Source organism: Kitasatospora cathayae, from assembly GCF_027627435.1.
GTDB classification, from domain to species: domain Bacteria; phylum Actinomycetota; class Actinomycetes; order Streptomycetales; family Streptomycetaceae; genus Kitasatospora; species Kitasatospora cathayae.
In genome coordinates this window covers 5,620,179-5,643,214 of sequence record NZ_CP115450.1, presented here as the reverse complement: position 1 = coordinate 5,643,214, position 23,036 = coordinate 5,620,179, and the positions used below count along the sequence as shown (strand labels likewise).

Sequence of the window (23,036 nt, the reverse complement as noted above, 5' to 3'; positions counted from 1 at the left end):
CAAACGCTCAAAACCCGAACCCCTATAGCGTGCCATGCGCCTGCCCCGGCTCAGGCACCGGAATGGGGGTTGAGCGCACCGGTGTGCGGAGGGCCCGCTCGGGGGCGGTCCGCTCGGCCTCGGCGGCGGCGTACTGCGGGTCCCGTCCGGCGGCCACCAGGGCCCGCATCCGGGCCAGCCGCGGGCCGTCGGGAGCGGTCGGGGCGGCGTCGCACGGCCACTGGGCGAGCAGCTGGGCGAAGGCCGCCGAGCGCCCGGCGCAGCGCACCAGCAGGTCGTCCGCGTCGGCCAGACCCGGGGTCGCCCGGGCCAGCACGGCGCGGGCCCGGGCGGGGTTCTCGGCCGCGCAGTGCTCGGCGAGGCCTTCCACCGCGGCGTTGAGCACCGCCCGGTCGGTCTCGGTGGCGAGCAGGGCGTCCAGCAGCTCGCAGCGCAGCGCGTCCGCCGCCGGATCGGCCACCGGGACGGACAGCACCTCGGCGAACGGCGCGCGGACCGCCGCCGCCCGGGCGGCCAGCGCGGCGCCGAGCAGCACCCGCAGCTCCAGCCGGTCGGCCGGCCCGTCGATCGCGGCGCGGCGCAGGCGCCGGCCGAGGTAGTCGACGGCCACCGGCCCGGCCAGCGCCGGGTGCTGGCGCAGCAGCCGGGCGACCAGCTCGGCGCCCCGCCGGGCCGCCACCGGGTCGCGGGCGTCGGCGAGCACCCGCAGGGTCGCGGTGGTGGCCGCGCCGCCCGAGCCGGTCAGCCGGTCGGCGAGCGCGGCCAGGACGGGCTCCGGGTCGCTCTCCAGGGCCGGGGCCAGCGCGTCCGGGGTGAGGAAGGCGTCGCCGCCCGCCCGGTGCAGGGCGAGCGCGGCGTCCAGGTGCTCGGCCCTGGTCGCCGGGTCGCCGACCAGCAGGGCCAGGGCGGCGCCGTGCAGGCCCGGTTCGTCCTCGCGGGCGAGCAGGGTCAGCGCGCTGAAGCGCAGCAGTTCGACCCCGGCCCCGCCGGCGTACGGGGCCGTCCGCAGCCCGTGCACGGCGGCCGCGACGTGCCGTTCGGGCCGCCGGTCGTGGCTCCAGCGGTCCACCGCGCGGCAGAGCGCGGACGGCTCCTCGGCGGCGAGCACGGTGAGCAGCGCGTCCGCCCTCGGGTGCGCGGCGTCGGCCAGCGCGTCGGCCAACTCGTCCAGGGCCAGCCGGCGGTGGGCGTACAACAGGTCCTGGGCGAGGTCGGCGACGCGCGAATCGGTCGTTTCGTCGAACCAGGCGCAGAGCAGTGGGAACACGGTGACCGGGTCGGCGCGCAGCCGCTCGGCCACCGTGCCGAGGAAGCGCTGCTCGGGGCCGTCGGCGGCCACCAGGCGGCGCAGCAGGGCGAGTTCGGCCTCGACGGGCAGGCCGAGGCCGGTCCAGAACGCCGGGCCGAAGCGGCTCAGCCCGCCGAGCACCTCCACACCGCCCGCACCGCCCGCAGCGGCGGCCCGTTCGGCGATCCGGCGGGCCAACTGCTCGAGCAGCGCCCGGTGTTCGACCGGGTCGGGGCTGGCGGCGAGTCCGGCGGTGAGCAACCGGCCCGCCCACCAGGCGGGTTCGCTGCCCGGCGGGCGCAGGTCCAGCGCGCGCCAGATCCGGTGCAGCCACGGGTCCAGGGCGGGCGCGCCCCAGGTCTCGGCGACCCGGCGCAGCGCGGCGACGACCGGGCCGATCCGGTGCCGGGGGACGGCCGGTCCGGATCCCTCCGGGCCTGGCGGGGTGTCCTCGGCCTCCCCGAGCAGCAGTCGCAGCGCCGCGTCCAGGTCCAGGTGCCGACCCTGCAGCCAGTCGGCGAACTCCCCGTGGGCGAAGCGGAATCCGGACCCGGCGGGGACGAACAGCCCCTCGGCGAGCACCGCCGTCGCCCAGCCGCCGTCGACCGGGAAGAGCGCCTCGAAGGTCTCCCGGCGCAGTGCGCCCGGCTCCTCGCCGAGCATCCGCCGGGCCGCCTCGTGCACCCGTCCGGCCACCGCCGCCGCGAGCCGGCGCACCTGCCGCTGGCGCGGTCCGGCGGGCCGGGCGGCGCCCCGGCGGTGCGCGCCCGGGCGGCGCGCCCGGCCGTCCTCGGCCAGCCGCTGGGCCACCCGCAGGCAGCGCAGGTCCAGGTGGGCGCCGAACAGTTCGCTGCGCCGCGCGGGCCCGTCGTGCAGGCCCTGCGCCCACAGCTCCCCGGCCAGCCGGACGGCCAGCGGGTGCCGCGCGTCCTCGGCGGCGGTCGGCCGGCCCGGCGGCAGCCCGTAGCGGCGGCGCACCCGCTCGGCCGCCTCGGCGGGCAGCGGGCCGAGCCGTTGCCCGGCCAGGGTGGGCGCACCGGGGCCGGCGCCGTCCATCCGGACGGTGGGGGCGCTGGCCAGGTCGCCGTCCGGTCCCGGTTCCGCCGGACGCGGGATGCCGTGGGCGCCGTTCCCCCAGGGCTCGGCCGCCAGCCGCTCCCAGACCTCCTCGCCGCAGGCGGCCAGCAGCCGCGCCCCGCAGCCGGTCAGCCACTGCCCGGCGCCGCGCAGCCAGCGCGGGTCCAGCTCGGCCGGGGCCTCCTCGGGGCCGTCCAGGACCACCAGCAGCGGCCGCCCGGCCGCCGCGCACAGGGCCGCCACCGGCTCGGGCGCGGGCGCCGGGACGCCGAGCCCGGCCGCGGCGGCGGCCAGCGCCCGCTCCACCGGTTCGGCGAGCGAGCGGTCCTCGGCCCGCAGGTCGGCGCCGCGCAGCCAGAGCGTGGGCAGCGGCCGGGCGCCGCCGGAGCGGCGGACGGCCAGCGCGGCCAGTTCGGTGGAGCGTCCGCTGCCGGGGGCGCCGACCAGGACGGTGACGGTCGCCTCCGGCTCGTCGGTGGCCGGCCCGTCCGGCCGGTCCACCCGGTCGGCGGCCAGCCCGGCCACCCGGTCCGGCCCGGCACCGGCGGCGGCCAGCTGGCCGGCGGTCAGCCGCAGCACCCCGGCCAGGTTCAGCGCCGGACCGTACCCGGGCACCGCCGCCGCGTTGCGCGCCAGCAGTCCCGCCAGCGCCTCGGCGACCACCGCGCCGCCCCCGGCCGGAACGGCCGCCAGCGCCCCGCCGTGCCGGGGGCCGCGCAGGGCGGGCGCGACCAGCGCCACCACCGCGCCGCTGCGGGTGTCCAGCACCGGCGAGCCGGCTGGCACCACGACCCCGCCCACCGCCGGCACGTCCAGCACCAGCACCCCGGCCAGCGCGTGCCCGCCGTACGTCGCACCGCTGACGCCCAGCAGCCCGCAGCGCAGCGCGACCGCCCGGCCGTCCTCGCCGGTGAGCGCGGGCAGCAGCACCTCGTGCCCGGCGCCCACCGCGGCCACCGGCAGCGGCGGCACCGGCAGCCCGCCGACGGCGTCGGTGCGCAGCAGGGCGAGCCCGTGCTCGGGCAGCGGCAGCACCGCGTCCGGGCCGAGCACCCGGGTCTGGCCGCCGGGGGTGTGCAGCACGACCCGGTCCAGGCCCGCCACGGCCTCGTGCGCGGTGAGCACGCCGCCCTGCGGGTCGGCGACGAACCCTAAGCCGTGCAGCCGCCCGTTGAGGTCGCGGATCCGCAGCAGGTGCCGCCCCGGATCGCCCTCCGCAAACCCCGGCATGGATGCCCCCTCGACCGTCGCCCGGGCCCGTCGCCCGCTCGCCGCCGGGAGCCTGCCCGCCGAGGCGGCGCCCCCACCGCGCCCGCGCCGCTCACCACGGTCGTTCACCTCGCGCGCTCCCCCGGCCGGGTGAAGCCCCCGGTTCGGGTGAACGGCCCGCACAGGTGAAAACCCCCGCCGGGATTCCCGACGGGGGTCACGGCACGGACCACTCAGCCGACGAACACCGCGACCGGCTTCGCCTGCCCGCCCTTCTCCTCGACCAGCGCCAGGAAGCGCCCGTCCGGCCCGAACACCGCGATCGGCCCGTCCACGCCCAGCCCGGGCGCCTTCAGCCGGGCGCCGTGCGACAGCTTCTGCGCCGAGTCCTCGTCCAGGTCCCAGCGCGGGAAGGCGGCGGCCGCGGCCTGCGCGATCGGCAGCACCTCCAGCGGCGCGCCGGAGTCGCCGGTGACGGCGGCCTCCAGCTGCTCCAGGGTGCGCGCCGACTCCACCCCGTACGGCCCGACCTTGGTGCGGCGCAGCGCGGTCAGGTGCCCGCCGACGCCCAGCCCGGCGCCCAGGTCGCGGGCCAGCGCCCGGATGTAGGTGCCGGAGGAGCACTCGACGGTGACGTCCAGGTCGATCACCGGCGTGCCGTCCTCGGCGACCACCGCACGCTGGTCGTGCACGGTGAAGGAGTGGATCGTGGTCGGCCGGGCCGCGAGCTCGAAGTCCTCGCCCTCGCGCACCCGCGCGTACGACCGCTTGCCGTCGATCTTGATCGCGCTGACCTTGGAGGGCACCTGCATGATCTCGCCGGTGAGCGCCGCGATCCCGGCGTCGATCGCCTCCCGGGTGACGCCCTGCGCCGGGGTCGAGGCGGTGACCTCGCCCTCGCGGTCGTCCGTGACGGTGGTCTGGCCGAGCCGGATGGTCGCCTCGTAGGTCTTGGCGGTCAGCATCAGGTGGCCGAGCAGCCGGGTGGCCCGCTCGACGCCGATCACCAGCACGCCGGTGGCCATCGGGTCCAGCGTGCCGGCGTGCCCCACCTTGCGGGTCCCGGCCAGCCACCGCATCTTGGCGACGACCCCGTGGGAGGTGATGCCCTCGGGCTTGTCGACGATCACCAGGCCGTCCGGGCCGGTGCCTTTGCGCTTCATCGGGTTCTTTCTCTAAAGACGTGCAGGAGCCCTCAACGTACCGGCCGCAGCGCGCCCCGGAACCGCTCGACCACCGCGGTGACGTCCTCCCGGGCGCTGAACCCGGCCGCGAAGACGTGCCCGCCGCCGCCCAGTTCGGCGCAGGCGGCGGCCACGTCCACCGCGCCCTTGGAGCGGGAGGAGCCGCGCAGCGTGCCGTCCGGGTCCTGCTTGAGCACCAGCGCCACCTCGGCCTCGGCCGGCCGGCGCAGGATGTCGATCAGCCCCTCGATCTCCTCGACCGTGACGCTGAACAGCGCCAGGTCCTGGTAGGGCACCCAGGTCCACACCAGGCCCAGCCCGTCGGCCGCGTCCGGCTCGTAGACGGCCCGGTCCAGGGCGGCCGCGAGCACCTTGAGGTAGCCGAAGGAGGAGGTGTCCCACAGCTGCCGGGAGATCAGGTCGTGCCGGATGCCGGTGGCCAGCAGCCGCCCGGCGAGTTCGTGGGTCGCGGGCGTGGTGGCCCGGTACTTGAAGGAGCCGGTGTCGGTGGCGACCCCGGTGTACAGGCAGGTGGCCAGGTCCTGGTCGAGCTCCACGCCGAGTCGGCGCAGCAGTTCGTCCACCAGGACGGCGGTGGCCGGCGCGGACGGGTCGATCAGCTGGTGGGTGCCGAAGCCCGGGTTGGAGGCGTGGTGGTCGAACACCACCAGGACGGGCGCGGCGAAGGCCTTGTCGTGCAGCAGCCCCAGCCGGCTCTGCGCGGCGACGTCGAAGCAGAGCACCAGCTCGGGCACGTCCGGCACCTCGGCGGCCGGCACGATCAGCTCCTGGCCGGGCAGGAAGGCCAGCGACTCGGGCACGATCTGCGGGTCGTCACCGAAGGAGACCCGCACCTGCTTGCCGAGCGCGCGCAGTGCCAGGGCGGCCGCCAGCGAGGAGCCCAGGGCGTCGCCGTCCGGGCAGATGTGGCAGATCAGGTCGATCGACCGGGCCCGCCCGATCTCCCCCACCACCTGCTGCCAGATCAGCTCGAAGCCGCTCTCCTCGGCGCGCGGCCCCGGAAGCGCCGCGAGGGCACCCTCCACCGTGCTGGTGGAGGACGCCCCCGTGGTCGATCCGGCTCGCGAGGCGGCCCGCGCCGGCTCACCCGCCATGACTACTCGTCCTCGTCGTCACGCTCGGACGCCGGCACCCGGTACGGGTCCGCGTCGCCGGCGTAGGTCGCCCCGGCGGCCTGGGTGCGCACGGCGGCGTCGGAGGTCCGGGCCCGGTCGAGCAGGTCGTCGATGTTCCGAGCGTTCTCCGGCAGCGCGTCCGCGACGAAGGTCAGCGACGGGGTGAAGCGCACCCCGGTCTGCTTGCCGACCTCGGAGCGGAGCACGCCCTTGGCGCTCTCCAGCGCGGCCGCGGTGGCCTGGCGCTCGGTCTCGTCGCCGAAGACGGTGTAGAAGACGGTGGCCTCGCGCAGGTCGCCGGTCACCCGGGTGTCGGTGATGGTCACGAACCCCAGTCGCGGGTCCTTGATCCGCCGCTCCAGGGTCTGGGCGACGACCACCTGGATGCGGTCGGCGAGCTTGCGCGCCCTTGCGGTGTCGGTCACGTTGCCTCCTCGTGCAGTGGGCCCGGTACCCGGGCGAGCTGCGCACCCGTCGGGGCCCACGCCCCAAAGTACCGGCCCGCGCCCGGCCTTGCGGGCGCTCTCGGTCCTGATCTGTGTGAGAACGGCGACTTCCGCCGACCGGCTCCACAGCCCTCATTCGTCGTCGTCGTTGTGGTAGCGCCTCCTCGCGGAGAGGAGCTGCACCTCGGGGCGGCCGGCGACCAACCGCTCACAGCTGTCCAGGACCTCGGTGACGTACCCGGCTTCGCCGGAGACCACCGCGAGGCCGATCTCGGCCCGGCGGTGCAGGTCCTGGTTCCCGGTCTCGGCAGCGCACACGCTGTACTTGCGCTGCAGTTCGGCCACGATGGGCCGCACGATCGAACGCTTCTCCTTGAGCGAGTGGACGTCGCCCAGCAGCAGGTCGAAGGTGAGTGTTCCCACGAACATGTGTGACAGGTCTCGCCGACCTGGAAGGCCTCGGGGAAAGGCGCGGCCCGGAACCGGGCTCGCGCCGGGACTGTCGAAAGGTGACTTTCGAACACCCCGGACCCTACACAGCGAGACCGGGGCCGGTCGACGGAAATACCATCCGTCGACCGGCCCCGGCTGACACCGACTAGGCGCGCGGCTTCTCGCGCATCTCGTAGGTCTCGATGATGTCGTCGACCTTGATGTCGTTGAACGACCCCAGGGTGACACCGGCCTCGAAGCCCTCGCGGACCTCGGTCGCGTCGTCCTTGAAGCGGCGCAGACCCTCGATGGAGAGGTTCTCCGCCACGACCTTGCCGTCGCGCAGCAGGCGGGCCTTGGCGTTGCGGCGGATGATGCCGTCGCGGACCAGGACACCGGCGATGTTGCCGAACTTGGAGGAGCGGAAGACCTCGCGGATCTCCGCGGCGCCGAGGCGCACCTCCTCGTACTCCGGCTTGAGCATGCCCTTGAGGGCGTTCTCGATCTCCTCGATCGCCTGGTAGATGACCGAGTAGTACCGGACGTCCACGCCTTCCTTCTCGGCCGCCGCACGCGCACGGCCTTCGGCGCGCACGTTGAAGCCGATGATGATGGCGTCCGAGCCCATCGCCAGGTCCACGTCGGACTCGGTGATGGCACCCACACCGCGGTGCAGGACCCGGAGCTCGACCTCCTCGCCCACGTCCAGCTTGACGAGGGCGTCCTCGAGGGCCTCGACCGAACCGGAGACGTCACCCTTGATGATGAGGTTGAGCTGCTCGATGGAGCCGGCGGCGATGGCCTTGTCCAGGTCCTCCAGGGACACCCGGACCCGACGCTGCGCGAAGGCGGCGTTGCGGTCGCGGGCCGAGCGCTTCTCGGCGATCTGGCGGGCGGTGCGGTCCTCGTCGACGACGATGAAGCTGTCGCCGGCGCGGGGCACCGAGGTCAGACCGAGCAGCAGCACCGGGCGGGACGGACCGGCCTCGGAGAGGTTGTTGCCGTTCTCGTCCAGCATCGCGCGGACGCGGCCGTAGGCGTCGCCCACGACGATCGAGTCACCGACGCGGAGGGTACCGCGCTGGACCAGGACGGTCGCCATGGCGCCGCGGCCCTTGTCCAGGTGGGCCTCGATCGCGATGCCCTGCGCGTCCTGGTCGGGGTTGGCCCGCAGGTCGAGCGAGGCGTCCGCGGTCAGGACCACGGCCTCCAGCAGCTGGTCGATGTGCAGACCCTGGCGCGCGGAGATGTCGACGAACATGGTGTCGCCGCCGTACTCCTCGGCCACCAGGCCGAACTCGGTCAGCTGGCCGCGGACCTTGGTCGGGTCGGCGCCCTCGACGTCGATCTTGTTGACGGCGACCACGATCGGCACACCGGCGGCCTTGGCGTGGTTCAGCGCCTCGACCGTCTGCGGCATGACACCGTCGTTGGCCGCGACCACCAGGATCGCGATGTCGGTGGACTTGGCACCACGGGCACGCATGGCGGAGAACGCCTCGTGACCCGGGGTGTCGAGGAAGGTGATCGGGCGCTCTTCGCCGTTCACCATCGTCGCCACCTGGTAGGCACCGATGTGCTGGGTGATGCCACCGGCCTCGCCGGCCACCACGTTGGACTTGCGGATCGCGTCCAGCAGGCGGGTCTTACCGTGGTCGACGTGACCCATGACGGTGACGACCGGCGGGCGCGGGGCCAGCTGGTCCTCGTCGCCCTCGTCGGCGCCGAAGTCGATGTCGAACGACTCCAGCAGCTCGCGGTCCTCGTCGTCCCGGCTGACGATCTCCAGCTGGAAGCCCATCTCGCCGGCCAGCAGCTCGAGGGTCGCGTCGGAGACCGACTGGGTCGCGGTGACCATCTCACCGAGGTTGAACATGACGGAGACGAGCGCGGCCGGGTTGGCGTTGATCTTCTCCGCGAAGTCCATCAGCGAGGCGCCGCTCGACAGGCGAACGGTCTGGCCGTTGCCGCGAGGCAGCATCACACCGCCGACGGACGGGGCCTGCATGGCCTCGTACTCCTGGCGCTTCGCCCGCTTCGACTTGCGACCGCGCGCCGGGCGACCGCCCGGGCCACGACCGAAGGCGCCCTGCGTGCCACCACGGGCACCCGGGCCGCCGGGACGACCGCCGAAGCCACCGGGACGCGGGCCGCCGAAGCCGCCGCCGCCACCGGGAGCACCGCCACCCGGACGCGGGCCGCCGAAGCCGCCGCCACCGGCCGGACGCGAGCCCGGACCGGCCGGACGACCCTGGAAACCGGGACGGGCACCGCCGGCACCCGGACCACCCGGACGACCGCCGGGGCCACCGGGACCACGGCCACCCGGACCCGGACGCGGGCCGGCCGGACGCTGCGGCATCATGCCCGGGTTCGGACGCGGCATGCCGGACGGGGTCGGCCCGCCGGGGCGCGGCGCGGCCGGACGCGGCATGCCGTCAGGACGGGGAGCACCACCGGGACGGGGGGCACCGGCACCCGGCGCACCGGCCGGACGCGGACGGTCCCCACCCGGACGGGGGGCACCGGCACCCGGCGCACCGGCCGGACGCGGACGGTCCCCACCGGGACGCGGCGCACCGGCACCCGGCGCACCGGCCGGACGCGGACGGTCCCCACCGGGACGCGGACGGTCGCCGGCCTGCGCGCCCGGAGCACCCGGACGGGCACCCGGCGCGCCCTGACGGCGGTCGCCGGGGCGGGCCATGCCGGTCGCGCTGCCCGAGGTGAACGGGTTGTTGCCCGGACGCGGGCCGGCCGGACGCGGGCCCGGACGGGCGCCGCCGCCGGCCTGACCGGCCGGACGCGGGGCCTGGGCAGCCGGACGCGGGGCGTCACCGGCCGGAGCCGGCGAGGAGAACTCGGCCGCGGGAGCGGCCGGGGCCGCCGGAGCGGCGGGACGCGCGGCCGGGCGCGGGCCCGGGGTCGGCGCACCCGGACGGGCCGCGGCGGGAGCGGCCGGAGCCGCGGGGGCGGCCGGCGCGGCGGGAGCCGCAGCGGCCGGGGTCGGACGGGGACCAGGGGTCGCGCCAGGGCGCGGACCCGGGGTCGGAGCACCCGGCTTGGGTGCACCCGCGGCACCTGCCGCGGGCTGGGGCGCCGCGGTCTTCCGCGGGCCCGGCTTGGCAGCGCCACCACCGGTGGGGGCCACACCAAGCGCGTCAGTCAGCTTGCGCACGACCGGCGCCTCGATCGTCGAGGACGCCGAACGGACGAACTCACCGAGCTCGGTGAGCTTGGCCATGACGGCCTTGCTCTCCAAGCCAAGCTCCTTGGCGAGTTCGTAAACCCGGACCTTAGCCACTTCACTCCTGTCTATGAGTCCGGGGGTCTCGTCCGCCGGACTGTCGCTACTTCATGGGCGTACCCATCGCGTACTCATCGCGTACTCATCGAGTGCTCATCGCAATCTCGACCTACTTCCACATCGCGAGGTACCTGACTGGTGGCACGGCGCGCGGCTGCCCGAGCGCTGTGCTTGTTGCGGTGGTTCTCCGCCGCGGTGAGCGGCGGCCGTCACGGGAGGCGGTCCGCCCCAGGGGCTCCGCCGACCCGCTCCTCGATGAACCCGCGGAGCCGCTCCGTGTCGAGCGTCCCCTGGAGCCGGAAGGCCCGGGAGAACGCCCGACGGCGGACCGCGAGGTCGAGGCAGGCCAGGTCGGGGTGCAGGTGAGCGCCCCGGCCCGGCAGTGCGCCACGGGGATCGGGAACGCAGACGCCCTCGACCGCCGTGACACGCAACAGCTGGTGCTTGGCCGCGCGCTTGCGGCAGCCCACGCAGGTGCGTTCCGGGCGTGCTCGGACGTGCGTCCGGCCAGACGAAGGCAAGTCTACCCCTCCGAAGCGACATGGCGCCGCCCCGTAGATCCCGGAGGACCGACGGGGACCGCCACGAACGACACTGACTACTGGGCCGGGGCCCCTGCATTTTCCTACTGGGGCTCGCCCTGGCCCTCGGTGTCCGGCCGGATGTCGATCCGCCAGCCGGTGAGGCGCGCGGCCAGACGGGCGTTCTGCCCCTCCTTGCCGATCGCCAGGGACAGCTGGTAGTCCGGCACGATCACCCGCGCGGAGCGCTGGGCGGCGTCCACGATCTCCACGCTGGTCACCCGTGCGGGGGACAGCGCCGCGGCGACCATCTCGCGGGGGTCCTCGGACCAGTCGACGATGTCGATCTTCTCGCCGTGCAGCTCGCCCATCACAGCGCGCACCCGGGAGCCCATCGGACCGATGCAGGCGCCCTTGGCGTTCAGCCCGGCCCGGCGCGACCAGACCGCGATCTTGGTGCGGTGGCCGGCCTCACGGGCGATCGCGGCGATCTCCACGCTGCCGTCCGCGATCTCCGGGACCTCCAGCGCGAACAGCTTCTTCACCAGGCTCGGGTGGGTCCGCGACAGCGTCACCGACGGCCCGCGGACACCGCGGCGCACCGCCACGACGTAGCACTTCAGCCGGGTGCCGTGCCGGTAGTCCTCGCCCGGGACCTGCTCCTGCGGCGGCAGGATGGCCTCCAGCTTGCCGATGTCGACCAGGACGTTCTTCGGGTCGTTGCCCTGCTGGACGACACCGGTGACGATGTCGCCCTCCTTGCCCGCGTACTCGCCGAAGGTCTGGTCGTCGGCGGCGTCGCGCAGGCGCTGCATCATCACCTGGATGCCGATGCTGGACGCGATCCGGCCGAAGCCGTTCGGGGTGTCGTCGAACTCCTTCGGCTCGACGCCCTCCTCCAGCTCCGCCGGGTCCTCCATCGCCCACACGGTCACGTGGCCGCTCTTGCGGTCCAGGTGCACCCGGGCGCGGCGGCGCGAGCCCTCGGTGCGGTGGTACGCGGTGAGGAGGGCGGACTCGATGGACTCGACCAGCAGGTCGAAGGGGATGTTCTTCTCGTTGACCAGCGTGCGCAGGGCACTCATGTCGATGTCCACGGCTACGCCTCCTCGTCTTTCGTCACGTTCATGATGGTCGTACGGCGGCCGGCTCACTCGGCGCCGTCGTCCCCCTCGTCGAAGTCGGCGGCCTCGTCCAGGAGCTGCTCGTCGTCCTTGCGGTTGAACTCGACCTGGACCCGCGCCCGGGTCACCTCGGCGTACTCCAGACGGCGCTCCTTCGGACGGCCGCGCCCCTTCACCGGCTGCACCTCGACCAGCGCGCCGTCCTCGTCCGCCTCGAGCACCCGGGCGACGATCTCCCCGCCGTCGACCAGGTGGATCTTGGCCAGCCGGCCCTCCGCGCGCTGCCAGTGCCGGGGCAGGACCAGCGGACGCTCCGCACCCGGCGAGCCGACCTCCAGCAGGTAGGGCTCGTCCCCCATCACGTCCGAGGCGTCCAGGGCCTCGCCGACCACCCGGCTGAACTCGGCGATGGTGTCCATGTCCACGCCGCCGTCGGTGTCGACGTCGATCTGCACCTGCCGGCGGTTGCCCGCCTTGGTGACCTTGACGTCCTCCAGGTCCAGTCCGGCCTGGACGGCCAGCGGCTCCAGCAACGCGCGCAGCCGGTCGGTGTGGGTGGTGCTCATCCGGGTGGACTCCTCGGCCGCGTCTGCTGTTGTCAGAGGTCGCCCCGCGCCCTCCGCGCCCCTCGGGCGCACTCCGGGTCACGGCAGCTCGGCCCAAAGCCTAGCCGGTGAAGCCGCGAACCACCGATTCCGGACCTCCCGCGACCAGCCGGACGCCACCCACTGCGAGCAAGCTCACACCCCCCGACCCACCCCGCAGGACCCCCGATACCCACCCACGATCGTGGGGGTTCTGCGAAGATTCAGGCCACCGAGGGCAGGCAGGGGAGGCCGCCCTCCCGTACCCGCCCGGAGTGACCCCGATGCAGCCGCCCAGCCGACGGACCTTCCTGGCCCTCGGACTGATCACCCTCACCACCGCCTGCACCAGCTCCACCGGGGCCGACCCCAACGGTGCCGTGATGCCCGGCGACAAGGGCCCCGGCCCCGACCCGGACGCCCCGGTCCGCCTGCGCGCCATCGCCGCCACCGACACCCTGCTGTCGGCCTACGACGCCCTCCTCGCCACCCCCGCCACCCGGACGGCGCAGCTGCAGTCGCTGCGCGCCGAGACCGCCCAGCACCGCGCGGCCCTCGCCTACGGCATCCCGGCCGCCTCCGTGCCCCCGACCCCCGGCACCCCCACCACGCCCCCGAGCGCCACCACCCCCGCCGCCCTGGCCACCCTGGAACGCCAGACCGCCCAGTCCCACCTCGCCGACCTCGGCGCCGCCCGGCCGCCGCTCGCCCGGCTGCTCGCCTCCGTCGCCGCCGCCGACGCCCTGCACGCCGCAGCCCTCGGCGCCCCACCCGACCAGCCCGGCCCCACCGGCACCCCGACCCCCGCCGCCACCCCCGGAGCAGCGCTGCCCGCCCTCCAGAAGGCCCTGAGCGCCGAACACGCCGCCGTCTACGGCTACGGCGTCGTCGGCGCCCACCTGCCCGAGGACCAGCAGCGTGCCGACGCCCGCACCTGCTACGCCGCCCACCAAGCCCAACGCGACGCCTGGCAGCGCCTCCTCACCACCCTCGGCGCCACCCCCACCCCTGCCGCCGGCGGCTACCAGCTCCCCTTCGCCGTCACCGACGCCCCCACTGCCACCAAGCTCGCGGCCCACCTGGAAACCCGCCTCACCACCGTCTACGCCGACCTCGTCGCCGACCTCCCCGCCCCCCAACGCCAGCCCGCCGCCACCGCCCTGCGCGACTGCACCCTCCGCGCCCACCACTGGGGCGCCCCCACCACCGCCTTCCCGGGCATCCCCGACCCCCTCCCCACCCCGACGGCCACCCCGAACTGACCCAGGTGGGCGCACCCCCACCCCCTCGTGGGCGCGCGGGCTCCGCCTCGACCCCGAGCTCCGCCTCCCTCCCACCCGACCAGGCGAGAGGGACGCGCTGCGGGAGGGGCGGTGGAGGGGGTGGCTGCGGAAGGGGGCGTTGCGGGTGATTTTCCGACTGCCAACGGCGCCCGGCCATGAGCCCACAGAGTCGGCAGTCGGAAAATCATCCAGCCCCCGGAGCGGCCACCCCCGGAACCGCCCCGGCCACCCACCCTCCCGAGAGCCCACCGAACACCCACAGACCCCCCACATCCCCGACAATGGACAAGGCAGCACCCAAGGGAGAGCACCAACCGGAAGGCCGGCATGTCGGGAGCAGCACCACACATCACCGTCCCCACCTGGCTGACGAACAGCGTCACCGCCGCCCACGGCGACCAGGGCCGCCGATGGCTGGCCACCCTCCCCGCCAGCACCGCCGCCCACCTGAGCCGCTGGAACCTCACCCTCGAACGCACCCTGGACCCGGGCGGCAGCCTCAGCCTGATCGCGTACGTGCACCGCGACGACCTCTCCCCCGCCGTCCTCAAGACCGGCCTGGTCACCCCCGAGACCGCCCACGAGCACAGCGCCCTCACCCACTGGGCCGGCCGGGGAGCCGTGCTGCTCCTGGACGCCGACCCCGCCGAGGGCGTCCTGCTGCTGGAGCGCCTGCACGGCGAGATCCCGCTGCGCTCGCTCGCCGAGCCCAAGGCCATGCTGGAGGCGACCAGCCTGCTGCACCGCCTCTGGGTGGAGCCGCCCGCCGGGAGCGTCCTGCCCACCCTCGGGGACCGGGTCGCGGACACCGCCGCCCGTCTCGCCGAGCACCGATCCGATCCCGCCGCGGCCGCCGCCCAGGCCCTGGTCGACGAGGCGCTGTCCACCGCCGAGGACCTGACCGGCTCCGCCGCCGAGACCTTCCTGCTGCACGGCGACTTCCACCACGGCAACGTCCTCGCCGCCGACCGCGCCCCCTGGCTGGCGATCGACCCCCGCCCGCTGGCCGGCGAACGCGCCTACGACCTGGCCCGGCTCGTCCTGGACCGCGCGGACACCCTGCTCGGTTCCCCCGGCGCCCCCGCCGCCGTCCGCCGCCGGCTCCACCAGCTCGCCGAGGCCCTCGACGTCGACCGGGACCGCCTGCGCGGCTGGACCCTGTTCCGCGCCGTCGACCTGGCCCTGCGCGACCTGACCACGGGCCGCCGCGAGGACGCCGAACTCCACCTGGAGTTCGCGGGGCTCCTCTGAACAGGCCGATCCAGCGGGCCGCCCCGAGCACGGCCTAAGCGATGCCCCCCGGCCGCCGCAGCGGCAACCGCGCGCCCATCACCGCGTACAGCCGGTCCGTCGCCGGGAACCGTACCGCCCGGGCCAGGTCCTGGTACCCAAGCGCCCGGTAGAGCCGCCGGGCCGGGGTCTCCGCGTCGATCGCCGACAGGATGCTGCGGTCCAGCCCCGACCCCTCGCACAGCAGCCGGATCAGCCGCGAGCCCACTCCCTGCCCCTGGAACTCCGGCAACACGTGCAGTTCGGTGACCGCGAACACGTCGTCCAGCCAGTCCGCGTACCCCTGGGCGGTCAGGTACGGCTCGATGACCGTGCTCCACCAGTGCTCCCGCTGGTTCGGCATCCCGTACCCGAACCCGACCAGCCGCCCCCCGCTCATCGCCCCGAACGCGATCACGCCGGGCTGCCGGGCGTGCCGCCCGACGATGTGCAGCCGTACCGCGACCTCCTCGGGCGTGAGGCCGAACGCCACCGCCTGGACCTCCAGCGCCTGCGGCGCCCAGGCCGCAAGGTCGATGGCCTCGATCGTCACCCCGGTCAGCTGATCCATGCTCCGGACGTTACTACCAGCCGCCCCGTGGCGCGGCCGAAGATCGGAACCCGACAACCGGCGAAGCAGCGGCGAACCGCGCCACCACGGCACCCCTCGCCACCACAACACCCCGGGCCGCAGCACGCCCACGAGCGCGCGCTCAGAACAGGACGCTCATGAACGCCCCGACCTCGCGGAACCCCACCCGCCGATACGCCGCCCGCGCCCGCAGGTTGAAGTCGTTGACGTACAGCGAGACCACCGGCGCGACCTCCCGCAGCGCGATCTCCAGCACCGCGGCCATCCCGGTCTCGGACAGTCCCCGCCCCCGGTACTCCGGCGCCACCCAGACTCCCTGGATCTGGCAGGCGCCCTCGGTCACGGCCCCGATCTCGGCCTTGAACACCACCTGCCCGTCCTCGGTGAACCGCGCGAACGACCGTCCGGTGGTGACGAGTTCGGCCACCCGGGCCTGGTAGAGCAGCCCGCCGTCACCGGCCAGCGGGGACACCCCCACCTCCTCGGTGAACATCGCCACGCACGCGGGCATCACCGCCTCCACCTCGCCGCGCCGCACCCGGCGCACCAGCGGATCGGGCGCGATCTCCGCGGACGGCGAGGAGGTCGCCAACAGCGGCTGGTGGCCCCGGACTTCACGCGCGGGCCCCCAACTGCGTTCCAGCAGTGCCCAGAAGGCGGCGGTCGAGCCGGCCGGTCCGACGATCGAGGAGCAGCGCCGGCCCTGCCGCCGGGCCCGCTCGGCGAAGGCCGCGACGGCCTGCGGCCCGGCGTTGACCAGGACGAGGTTCGCCCCCGCGTAGCAGAGGGCGTCGAGCACGCCGTCCCCGTCGTACCAGCCCCACATCTCCCCGCCGAGCCGCCACGGGTCCAGCCCGACGGCCTCGACCCGGGTGGCGACGAAGGCGTTGGCGACCGGGTCGCGGTGGAGGATCTCCAGGGCGTCCGCGAGGTCGGGCGGCTCCAGCACCCGGGTGGTGGCCAGCGCCCGGGCGGACTGGAAGGAGCTGGGGAGCATCACACCTCGATCGATCATCGAGACAGCACCTCACTGAGACGACTCTGGCCGCACCCTACTCCGTGGCCCCACCCGGCTACGGCCGCGGGGCCGTCCGCGAACGGACGGCCCCGCTTCCGGAAAACTTCGCTGCGACCGCGCTCGGACCACCCCACGGTCCCTCCGCCGTCACTCCGCGGCCACCCCGCGACGTGACCGCCCCGCAGTCATCCCGCGACACGTGACCACCCCGCGGTCACTCCGCGACACATGAGCGCCTCGCGGTCACTCCGCGGCGACGACGGTCGGCGAACCGGCCTCGACGCCCTCCTCCTGCATCTGCTCGGCGAGCTTGAGCGCCTCCTCGATCAGGGTCTCGACGATCTTCGACTCGGGCACGGTCTTGATCACCTGACCCTTCACGAAGATCTGCCCCTTGCCGTTGCCGGAGGCGACCCCGAGGTCGGCCTCCCGCGCCTCGCCCGGCCCGTTCACGACGCAGCCCATGACGGCGACCCGCAGCGGCACCTCCATGCCCTCCAGCCCGGCGGTGACCTCCTCCGCGAGCTTGTAGACGTCGACCTGGGCGCGGCCGCAGGACGGGCAGGAGACGATCTCCAGCCCGCGCTGGCGCAGCCCGAGCGACTCCAGGATCTGGGTGCCGACCTTGATCTCCTCGGCCGGCGGGGCCGACAGCGAGACCCGGATGGTGTCGCCGATGCCCTCGGCGAGCAGCGCGCCGAAGGCGACCGCGGACTTGATGGTGCCCTGGAAGGCCGGTCCGGCCTCGGTGACGCCCAGGTGCAGCGGGTAGTCGCAGGCGGCGGCGAGCTGGCGGTAGGCCTGGATCATCACGACGGGGTCGTTGTGCTTGACCGAGATCTTGATGTCGCGGAAGTCGTGCTCCTCGAACAGCGAGCACTCCCACAGCGCGGACTCGACCAGCGCCTCCGGGGTGGCCTTGCCGTACTTCTCCAGCAGCCGCTTGTCGAGCGAGCCGGCGTTGACGCCGATCCGGATCGGCACCCCGGCGTCCTTGGCGGCCTTGGCGATCTCGCCGACCTTGTCGTCGAAGGCCTTGATGTTGCCCGGGTTGACGCGCACGGCCGCGCAGCCGGCGTCGATCGCGGCGAAGACGTACTTCGGCTGGAAGTGGATGTCGGCGATGACCGGGATCTGCGACTTCCTGGCGATGATCGGCAGCGCGTCGGCGTCGTCCTGGGAGGGGACGGCGACCCGGACGATCTGGCAGCCGGACGCGGTGAGCTGGGCGATCTGCTGCAGCGTGGCGTTGATGTCCGAGGTGACCGTGGTGGTCATCGACTGGACCGAGACGGGGGCGTCGCCGCCGACCGGCACGTTGCCGACCATGATCTGCCGGGAGTGGCGTCGCCGGGCGAGCGGCTTGAGCGGCAGGGACGGAATACCGAGCGAGATCGCGGTCATGTGCGCAGGGTTCCCCGGGGTTGAGGTGTGGTCGATCGCCCCGCCGTCGGGACGGTCGAGGCCGGGCGCGCGGACGATCGCGCACCCGGCCTCCACGGTACGGCACGGTCCGGGCGCCCAGCACACCCGCCGTACCCGTACGCCCTAACCGATCTTCACCGGATTCACCAGGTCGGCCACCATCACCAGCAGGGTGAACCCGATGAAGACGCTGGCCACGACGTAGGCCACCGGCATCAGCTTGGCGACGTCGAACGGGCCCGGGTCGGGCCGCCGGAACAGCCGTGCGAAGCGGCGCCGGACCGACTCCCAGACCGCGCCGGCGATGTGGCCGCCGTCCAGCGGCAGCAGCGGCAGCATGTTGAACAGGAAGAGCGACAGGTTGATCCCGGCCAGCAGGTTCACGAAGATCGCGACCCGCTGGGCGGCCGACTCGTGGAGCGAGAACACCTCACCGCTGACCCGGGCGGCGCCGACCATCCCGATCGGGGAGTCCGGATCGCGCGGGGCGTTGCCCACGACGGCGTTCCACAGGCCGGGGATCTTGCCGGGCAGGGCGGCCAGCGACTTCACCCCGTTCTCGGCCATGTCGTACATCCGGTCGATCGACTGCCCGAAGCCGAGCTGGACGGTTTCACTCCTGGGGGTGAACCCGAGGAACCCGGCCTGGACGGTCTGGCCCCTCACCGGCACGCCGTTGCCGTCGTACTTCTGCACGTCGTTGACGGCGATGGTGGGCCTGAAGGTGAGCCGCTGACCGCCGCGGTCCACCACGATCTCCACCTGCTTGCCGGCCGACTTCCGGATGTCCGCCTGGAGCTGGTCGTAGTCGCGGATCCGGTCGCCGTCGAAGGAGAGCACCTTGTCGCCCTGGCGCAGGCCCACCTCGTTGGCCGGGGTCTTGGGCGCGTCGGCGGGGCAGGTGTCGGTGGGCTGGCCGGCCTTGACGACGCACTGGGCGACCGAGCCGATGGTCGGCACCGCCATGGTGACGCCGAAGCCCATCATGACCGTCAGGAACAGTCCGAACGCCAGGACCAGGTTCATGAAAGGCCCGGCGAACATGACGATGACCCGCTTCCAGGGCTTGCGGGTGTAGAACAGCCGGTGCTCGTCGCCCTCCTGGAGCTCCTCGTAGGAGGCCTCACGGGCGTCCTCGATCATGGTCCGCCAGGGCGAGCTGCTGCGCTTGGTGATCCGGCCGTCCTCCCCCGGCGGGAACATCCCGATCATCCGGATGTACCCGCCGAAGGGGATCGCCTTGATGCCGTACTCGGTCTCGCCCTTGCGGCGCGACCAGATGGTCGGGCCGAAGCCGACCATGTACTGCGGCACCCGGATGCCGAACAGCTTGGCCGTGGAGAGGTGGCCGAGCTCGTGCCAGGCGATCGAGACGAGCAGCCCGACCACGAAGACCAGGATGCCGACCACCGTCAAAACCGTTGCCACCGCTGGTCCTCCGTCATGCCGCTCCGCTCATCGTCTCGTCGTACCGCGATCCCTGCCGCGTGGCGGCGCCCTGGTTCCGGCGCCGCCGTCGGGGCCGTCAGCCCGCCGCCAGCTCGCGGGCCCGGGCGCGCGCCCAGTCCTCCGCGTGCAGGACGTCCTCGACGGTCAGGGAAGTTCCCGCCGAAGCCACCCGACCGTCGTGCTGTCCGTGCTCGGCCACGACCTTCGCAACAGTGTCCACGATTCCGGTGAAGGCGAGGCGGCCCTTCAGGAAGGCTTCCACGCATTCCTCGTTCGCGGCATTGAACACCGCCGGAGCCGTCCCGCCCAGGGTGCCCACCTCACGGGCCAGCTCGACGGACGGGAAGGCCTCGTTGTCCAGCGGGAAGAACTCCCAGGTCGCGGCCTTGGTCCAGTCACAGGCGGGGGCTGCGTCCGGCACCCGGTCCGGCCAGCCCATGCCCAGCGCGATCGGCATCCGCATGTCCGGCGGGCTGGCCTGCGCCAGCGTCGAACCGTCGGTGAACTCCACCATCGAGTGCACCACCGACTGCGGATGGACCACGACCTCGATCCGGTCGAACGGCACGTCGTACAGCAGGTGCGCCTCGATCACCTCCAGGCCCTTGTTCACCAGGGTCGCCGAGTTGATCGTGATGACCGGGCCCATCGCCCAGGTCGGGTGCGCCAACGCGTCCGCCGCCGTCACCCCGGCCAGCTCCTCGCGGGTACGGCCCCGGAACGGACCGCCGCTCGCCGTCACCACCAGCTTGCGGACCTCGGCCCGGGTACCGCCGGCCAGCGCCTGGAAGATCGCCGTGTGCTCCGAGTCCACCGGCACGATCTGCCCCGGCTTCGCCAGCGCCTTCACCAGCGGGCCGCCGACGATCAGCGACTCCTTGTTGGCCAGCACCAGCACCCGGCCGGCCCGCAGCGCGGCCAGCGTCGGCCGCAGCCCGATCGAACCGGTGATGCCGTTCAGCACCGAGTGGCACTCCGTCGCGGCCAGCTCGGTGGCCGCGTCCGGACCCGCCAGCACGGCCGGCAGCGGACGACCCGCCGCCTTCGCCGCCAGCGCCTCGCGCAGCGCCGGCTCGGCCGCCGGATCGGCCACCGCCACGGTGTGCACGCCCAACCGCAGCGCCTGCTCGGCCAGCAGCTCCACCCGGCCGCCCGCCGCCGACAGGGCGACCACCCGGAACCGGTCCGGATTGCGGAGCACGACGTCGATGGCCTGGGTGCCGATCGAACCGGTCGAACCGAGGATCACCAGCTCCCGGGGGCCGGAGGGGTCCGCCACGGTGGGCGTGAAACGCAGCTGCGGGTGGGCGAGCGAAGTCATGTGCCCATTGTGTCCTGTTCACGGCGCTCCCCAGGACGACCCCCGATCATTCCGATTACCTTCGGAACCATGCGTACCGTCATCGCCGGGGGCCACGGACAGATCGCGCTGAAACTCGAACGGCTGCTCGCCGACCGCGGCGACCGCCCCGCCGGGATCATCCGCCGCCCCGAACAGGCCCGGGACCTCGTCGACGCCGGCGCCGAGCCGCTGGTGCTCGACCTGGAGTCCGCCACCGCCCCGCAGCTCGCCGCCCTGCTCGCCGACACCGACGCGGTGGTCTTCGCCGCCGGCGCCGGCCCGGGCAGCGGCGCCGCCCGCAAGAACACCGTCGACCGCGACGCAGCCGTCCTGCTCGCCGACGCCGCCGAACTCGCCGGGGTCCGGCGGTACCTCATGGTCTCCTCGATGGGCGCCGACGCGGCCGCCCACCACCCCGCCGACGAGGTCTTCCAGACCTACCTGCGGGCCAAGGGCGCCGCCGACGACGCCGTCCGCTCCCGCACCGCGCTGGACTGGACGGTGCTGCGCCCAGGGTCGCTCACCGACGGCCCCGGCACCGGCCTGGTCCGCCTCGCCCCCTCGGTCGGCCGCGGCACGGTCGACCGGGCCGACGTGGCCGCCGTCCTGGCCGCGCTGCTGCACGAGCCCGGCACCGCCGGACAGACCCTGGAGCTGGTCGCCGGGAACGCCACCGTCGCCGAGGCGGTCGCCGCCGCGGCCGGCCACGACGGCTGAACGCGACGCGGGGCCCGGTCCGCACCGGACCGGGCCCCGCGTCAGCCGGCCCCTCAGAGATCGAGGCCGGTCAGGACCATGACCTTCTCGACGGTGTAGTCGTCCATCGCGTACTTGACGCCCTCACGGCCGACGCCGGAGTCCTTGACGCCGCCGTACGGCATCTGGTCGGCACGGTAGGACGGCGCGTCGCCGATGATCACACCGCCGACCTCCAGCTCCCGGTGCGCCCGGAAGGCGGTCTGCAGGTCGTGGGTGAACACACCCGCCTGCAGGCCGAACGGCGAGTCGTTGACGGCCGCGAAGGCCTCCGCCACGCCCTCCACCCGGTGCAGCGACAGCACCGGGCCGAACACCTCGGCCTTGGCCAGGATCGCGTCCGCGGGCAGCTCGGCCAGCACGGTCGGGGCATAGGTCGCACCCTCGCGGGTGCCGCCGACGAGCACCTTGGCGCCCTTGGCGACCGCGTCGTCCACCCAGGACTCCACCCGCTTCGCGGCGTTCTCGTCGACCAGCGGGCCGACGTCCGTCGCGTCGTCGTTCGGGTCACCGGTGACCTGCGCCGCGACCTTGGCGACGACCTTCTCCACCAGCGCGTCGTACACCGACGCGTCGGCGATCACCCGCTGCACCGAGATGCAGGACTGGCCGCCCTGGTAGTTGGCGAACATCGCGATCCGGGTCGCCGCCCAGTCCAGGTCGGCCTCCGAGGACCAGTCCGCGAGCACCACGGCCGCGGCGTTGCCGCCCAGCTCCAGGGTGGTGTGCTTGCGCGGCACCGAGTCCATGATCTGGTAGCCGACCTTGTCCGAACCGGTGAAGGAGATCACCGGCACGCGCCCGTCCTGCACCAGGGCCGGCATCCGGTCGTTGGGCACGGGCAGGATCGACCAGGAACCGACCGGCAGGTCCGTCTCGGCCAGGATCTCGCCCAGCACCATCGCCGACAGCGGGGTCGCCGGAGCCGGCTTGAGGATGATCGGGGCACCGACCGCGATCGCCGGGGCGACCTTGTGGGCGACCAGGTTCAGCGGGAAGTTGAACGGGGCGATCCCCAGCACCACCCCGCGCGGGAAACGGCGGACCACCGCGAAACGGCCCACGCCGCCCGGGTCGGTGTCCAGCCGCATCGTCTCGCCGTTGGTCCGGCGCGCCTCCTCGGCGGCCCAGCGGAAGACCGACACCGCGCGGCCCACCTCGCCGCGGGCCCACTTGATCGGCTTGCCGTTCTCGGCGGTGATCAGCCGGGCGAGCTCCTCGGTGCGCTCGGCCAGCCGCTTGGCCACGTGGTCCAGGGCGGCGGCCCGCTGGTGCGCCGGGGTGGCGGCGAACACCGGCAGCGCGGCCACGGCGGCGTCCAGCGCCTCCTCGACCTGGGCCTCGGTCGGAACGCTGACCCTGCCGACCAGACGGCCGTCCCAGCTGTTGTGCACCTCGAAGTCGGCGTCACCGCTCGCCCGGCGGCCGGCGAGCCAGAAATCGTACGTGGTGGTCACCGTGGTACCGGCCCTCTCCTCGTCGTCGTACGGCCCACGGGCGTGGGACCCGAACCCGAGGGTAGGGGCGAGGGCAGGCCGATCGGATTGGCCGACCAGGAGTGTTCGGCTCCGGGGCCACTCCACCGCGTCCAGGC

Annotated in this window: 18 protein-coding genes; 3 read left to right on the top strand and 15 right to left on the bottom strand. The window is 74.3% G+C overall.

Annotated features, from left to right (window positions below; translation table 11 throughout):
- Positions 1-22 precede the first annotated feature (22 nt).
- From O1G21_RS25220 to rimP, 9 genes are all read right to left on the bottom strand, one after another.
- Entirely contained in the window at positions 23-3,595 is a 3,573-nt protein-coding gene (locus tag O1G21_RS25220; RefSeq protein ID WP_270146901.1) for a serine protease, read from the bottom strand.
- A gap of 212 nt (positions 3,596-3,807) precedes the next feature.
- Positions 3,808-4,737, bottom strand: coding sequence for a tRNA pseudouridine(55) synthase TruB (truB, locus tag O1G21_RS25215; RefSeq protein ID WP_270146900.1), 930 nt, complete (start codon positions 4,735-4,737; stop codon positions 3,808-3,810).
- Positions 4,738-4,769: 32 nt separating this feature from the next.
- Positions 4,770-5,873, bottom strand: a complete 1,104-nt coding sequence (locus O1G21_RS25210) for a DHH family phosphoesterase (protein ID WP_270146898.1) — start codon at positions 5,871-5,873, stop codon at positions 4,770-4,772.
- 2 nt (positions 5,874-5,875) lie between these two features.
- Positions 5,876-6,319, bottom strand: coding sequence for a 30S ribosome-binding factor RbfA (gene rbfA / locus O1G21_RS25205; RefSeq protein ID WP_270146897.1), 444 nt, complete (start codon positions 6,317-6,319; stop codon positions 5,876-5,878).
- A 153-nt stretch (positions 6,320-6,472) separates the two neighbouring features.
- A complete protein-coding gene (locus O1G21_RS25200; RefSeq protein ID WP_030289887.1) occupies positions 6,473-6,769 on the bottom strand; it encodes a DUF503 domain-containing protein in 297 nt (98 codons plus the stop codon).
- A 169-nt stretch (positions 6,770-6,938) separates the two neighbouring features.
- Complete coding sequence (gene infB, locus O1G21_RS25195; RefSeq protein ID WP_270146894.1) at positions 6,939-10,076, bottom strand: translation initiation factor IF-2; 3,138 nt, start codon at positions 10,074-10,076, stop codon at positions 6,939-6,941.
- A gap of 212 nt (positions 10,077-10,288) precedes the next feature.
- Complete coding sequence (locus O1G21_RS25190; RefSeq protein WP_270146893.1) at positions 10,289-10,549, bottom strand: YlxR family protein; 261 nt, start codon at positions 10,547-10,549, stop codon at positions 10,289-10,291.
- A gap of 155 nt (positions 10,550-10,704) precedes the next feature.
- On the bottom strand, positions 10,705-11,697 hold the full coding sequence (gene nusA / locus O1G21_RS25185; RefSeq protein WP_270146890.1) for a transcription termination factor NusA: 993 nt from the start codon (positions 11,695-11,697) through the stop codon (positions 10,705-10,707).
- Positions 11,698-11,750: 53 nt separating this feature from the next.
- Positions 11,751-12,290 (bottom strand): ribosome maturation factor RimP, encoded by a 540-nt coding sequence (rimP, locus tag O1G21_RS25180; protein ID WP_270146889.1) that lies wholly within the window; start codon positions 12,288-12,290, stop codon positions 11,751-11,753.
- A gap of 302 nt (positions 12,291-12,592) precedes the next feature.
- Here rimP and O1G21_RS25175 point away from each other — a divergent pair, with 302 nt between their 5' ends.
- Both O1G21_RS25175 and O1G21_RS25170 read left to right on the top strand, forming a co-directional pair.
- The gene (locus O1G21_RS25175) at positions 12,593-13,570 is read left to right on the top strand and encodes a ferritin-like domain-containing protein (RefSeq protein WP_270151250.1); all 978 of its coding nucleotides are present in this window, start codon (positions 12,593-12,595) and stop codon (positions 13,568-13,570) included.
- A 348-nt stretch (positions 13,571-13,918) separates the two neighbouring features.
- Complete coding sequence (locus tag O1G21_RS25170; protein ID WP_270146888.1) at positions 13,919-14,842, top strand: aminoglycoside phosphotransferase family protein; 924 nt, start codon at positions 13,919-13,921, stop codon at positions 14,840-14,842.
- 34 nt (positions 14,843-14,876) lie between these two features.
- Here O1G21_RS25170 and O1G21_RS25165 read toward each other — a convergent pair whose 3' ends face one another.
- From O1G21_RS25165 to dxr, 5 genes are all read right to left on the bottom strand, one after another.
- Positions 14,877-15,431 carry a GNAT family N-acetyltransferase gene (locus O1G21_RS25165; RefSeq protein ID WP_270146887.1) on the bottom strand — a complete coding sequence of 185 codons (555 nt, stop codon included), beginning with the start codon at positions 15,429-15,431 and terminating at the stop codon, positions 14,877-14,879.
- A 142-nt stretch (positions 15,432-15,573) separates the two neighbouring features.
- Positions 15,574-16,449, bottom strand: coding sequence for a GNAT family N-acetyltransferase (locus tag O1G21_RS25160; RefSeq protein ID WP_270151249.1), 876 nt, complete (start codon positions 16,447-16,449; stop codon positions 15,574-15,576).
- Positions 16,450-16,713: 264 nt separating this feature from the next.
- Positions 16,714-17,874, bottom strand: coding sequence for a flavodoxin-dependent (E)-4-hydroxy-3-methylbut-2-enyl-diphosphate synthase (gene ispG, locus O1G21_RS25155; protein ID WP_270146885.1), 1,161 nt, complete (start codon positions 17,872-17,874; stop codon positions 16,714-16,716).
- Positions 17,875-18,018: 144 nt separating this feature from the next.
- Positions 18,019-19,323, bottom strand: coding sequence for a M50 family metallopeptidase (locus O1G21_RS25150; RefSeq protein WP_270146883.1), 1,305 nt, complete (start codon positions 19,321-19,323; stop codon positions 18,019-18,021).
- A 97-nt stretch (positions 19,324-19,420) separates the two neighbouring features.
- Positions 19,421-20,665: a 1-deoxy-D-xylulose-5-phosphate reductoisomerase gene (gene dxr, locus O1G21_RS25145; RefSeq protein WP_270146882.1), complete on the bottom strand. Its 1,245-nt coding sequence runs from the start codon at positions 20,663-20,665 to the stop codon at positions 19,421-19,423.
- 69 nt (positions 20,666-20,734) lie between these two features.
- Here dxr and O1G21_RS25140 point away from each other — a divergent pair, with 69 nt between their 5' ends.
- Positions 20,735-21,403, top strand: a complete 669-nt coding sequence (locus O1G21_RS25140; RefSeq protein ID WP_270146881.1) for an NAD(P)-binding oxidoreductase — start codon at positions 20,735-20,737, stop codon at positions 21,401-21,403.
- A gap of 53 nt (positions 21,404-21,456) precedes the next feature.
- Here the strand turns inward: O1G21_RS25140 and O1G21_RS25135 are convergent, their stop codons facing one another.
- A complete protein-coding gene (locus O1G21_RS25135) occupies positions 21,457-22,899 on the bottom strand; it encodes an aldehyde dehydrogenase family protein (RefSeq protein ID WP_270146880.1) in 1,443 nt (480 codons plus the stop codon).
- Positions 22,900-23,036: the final 137 nt, after the last annotated feature.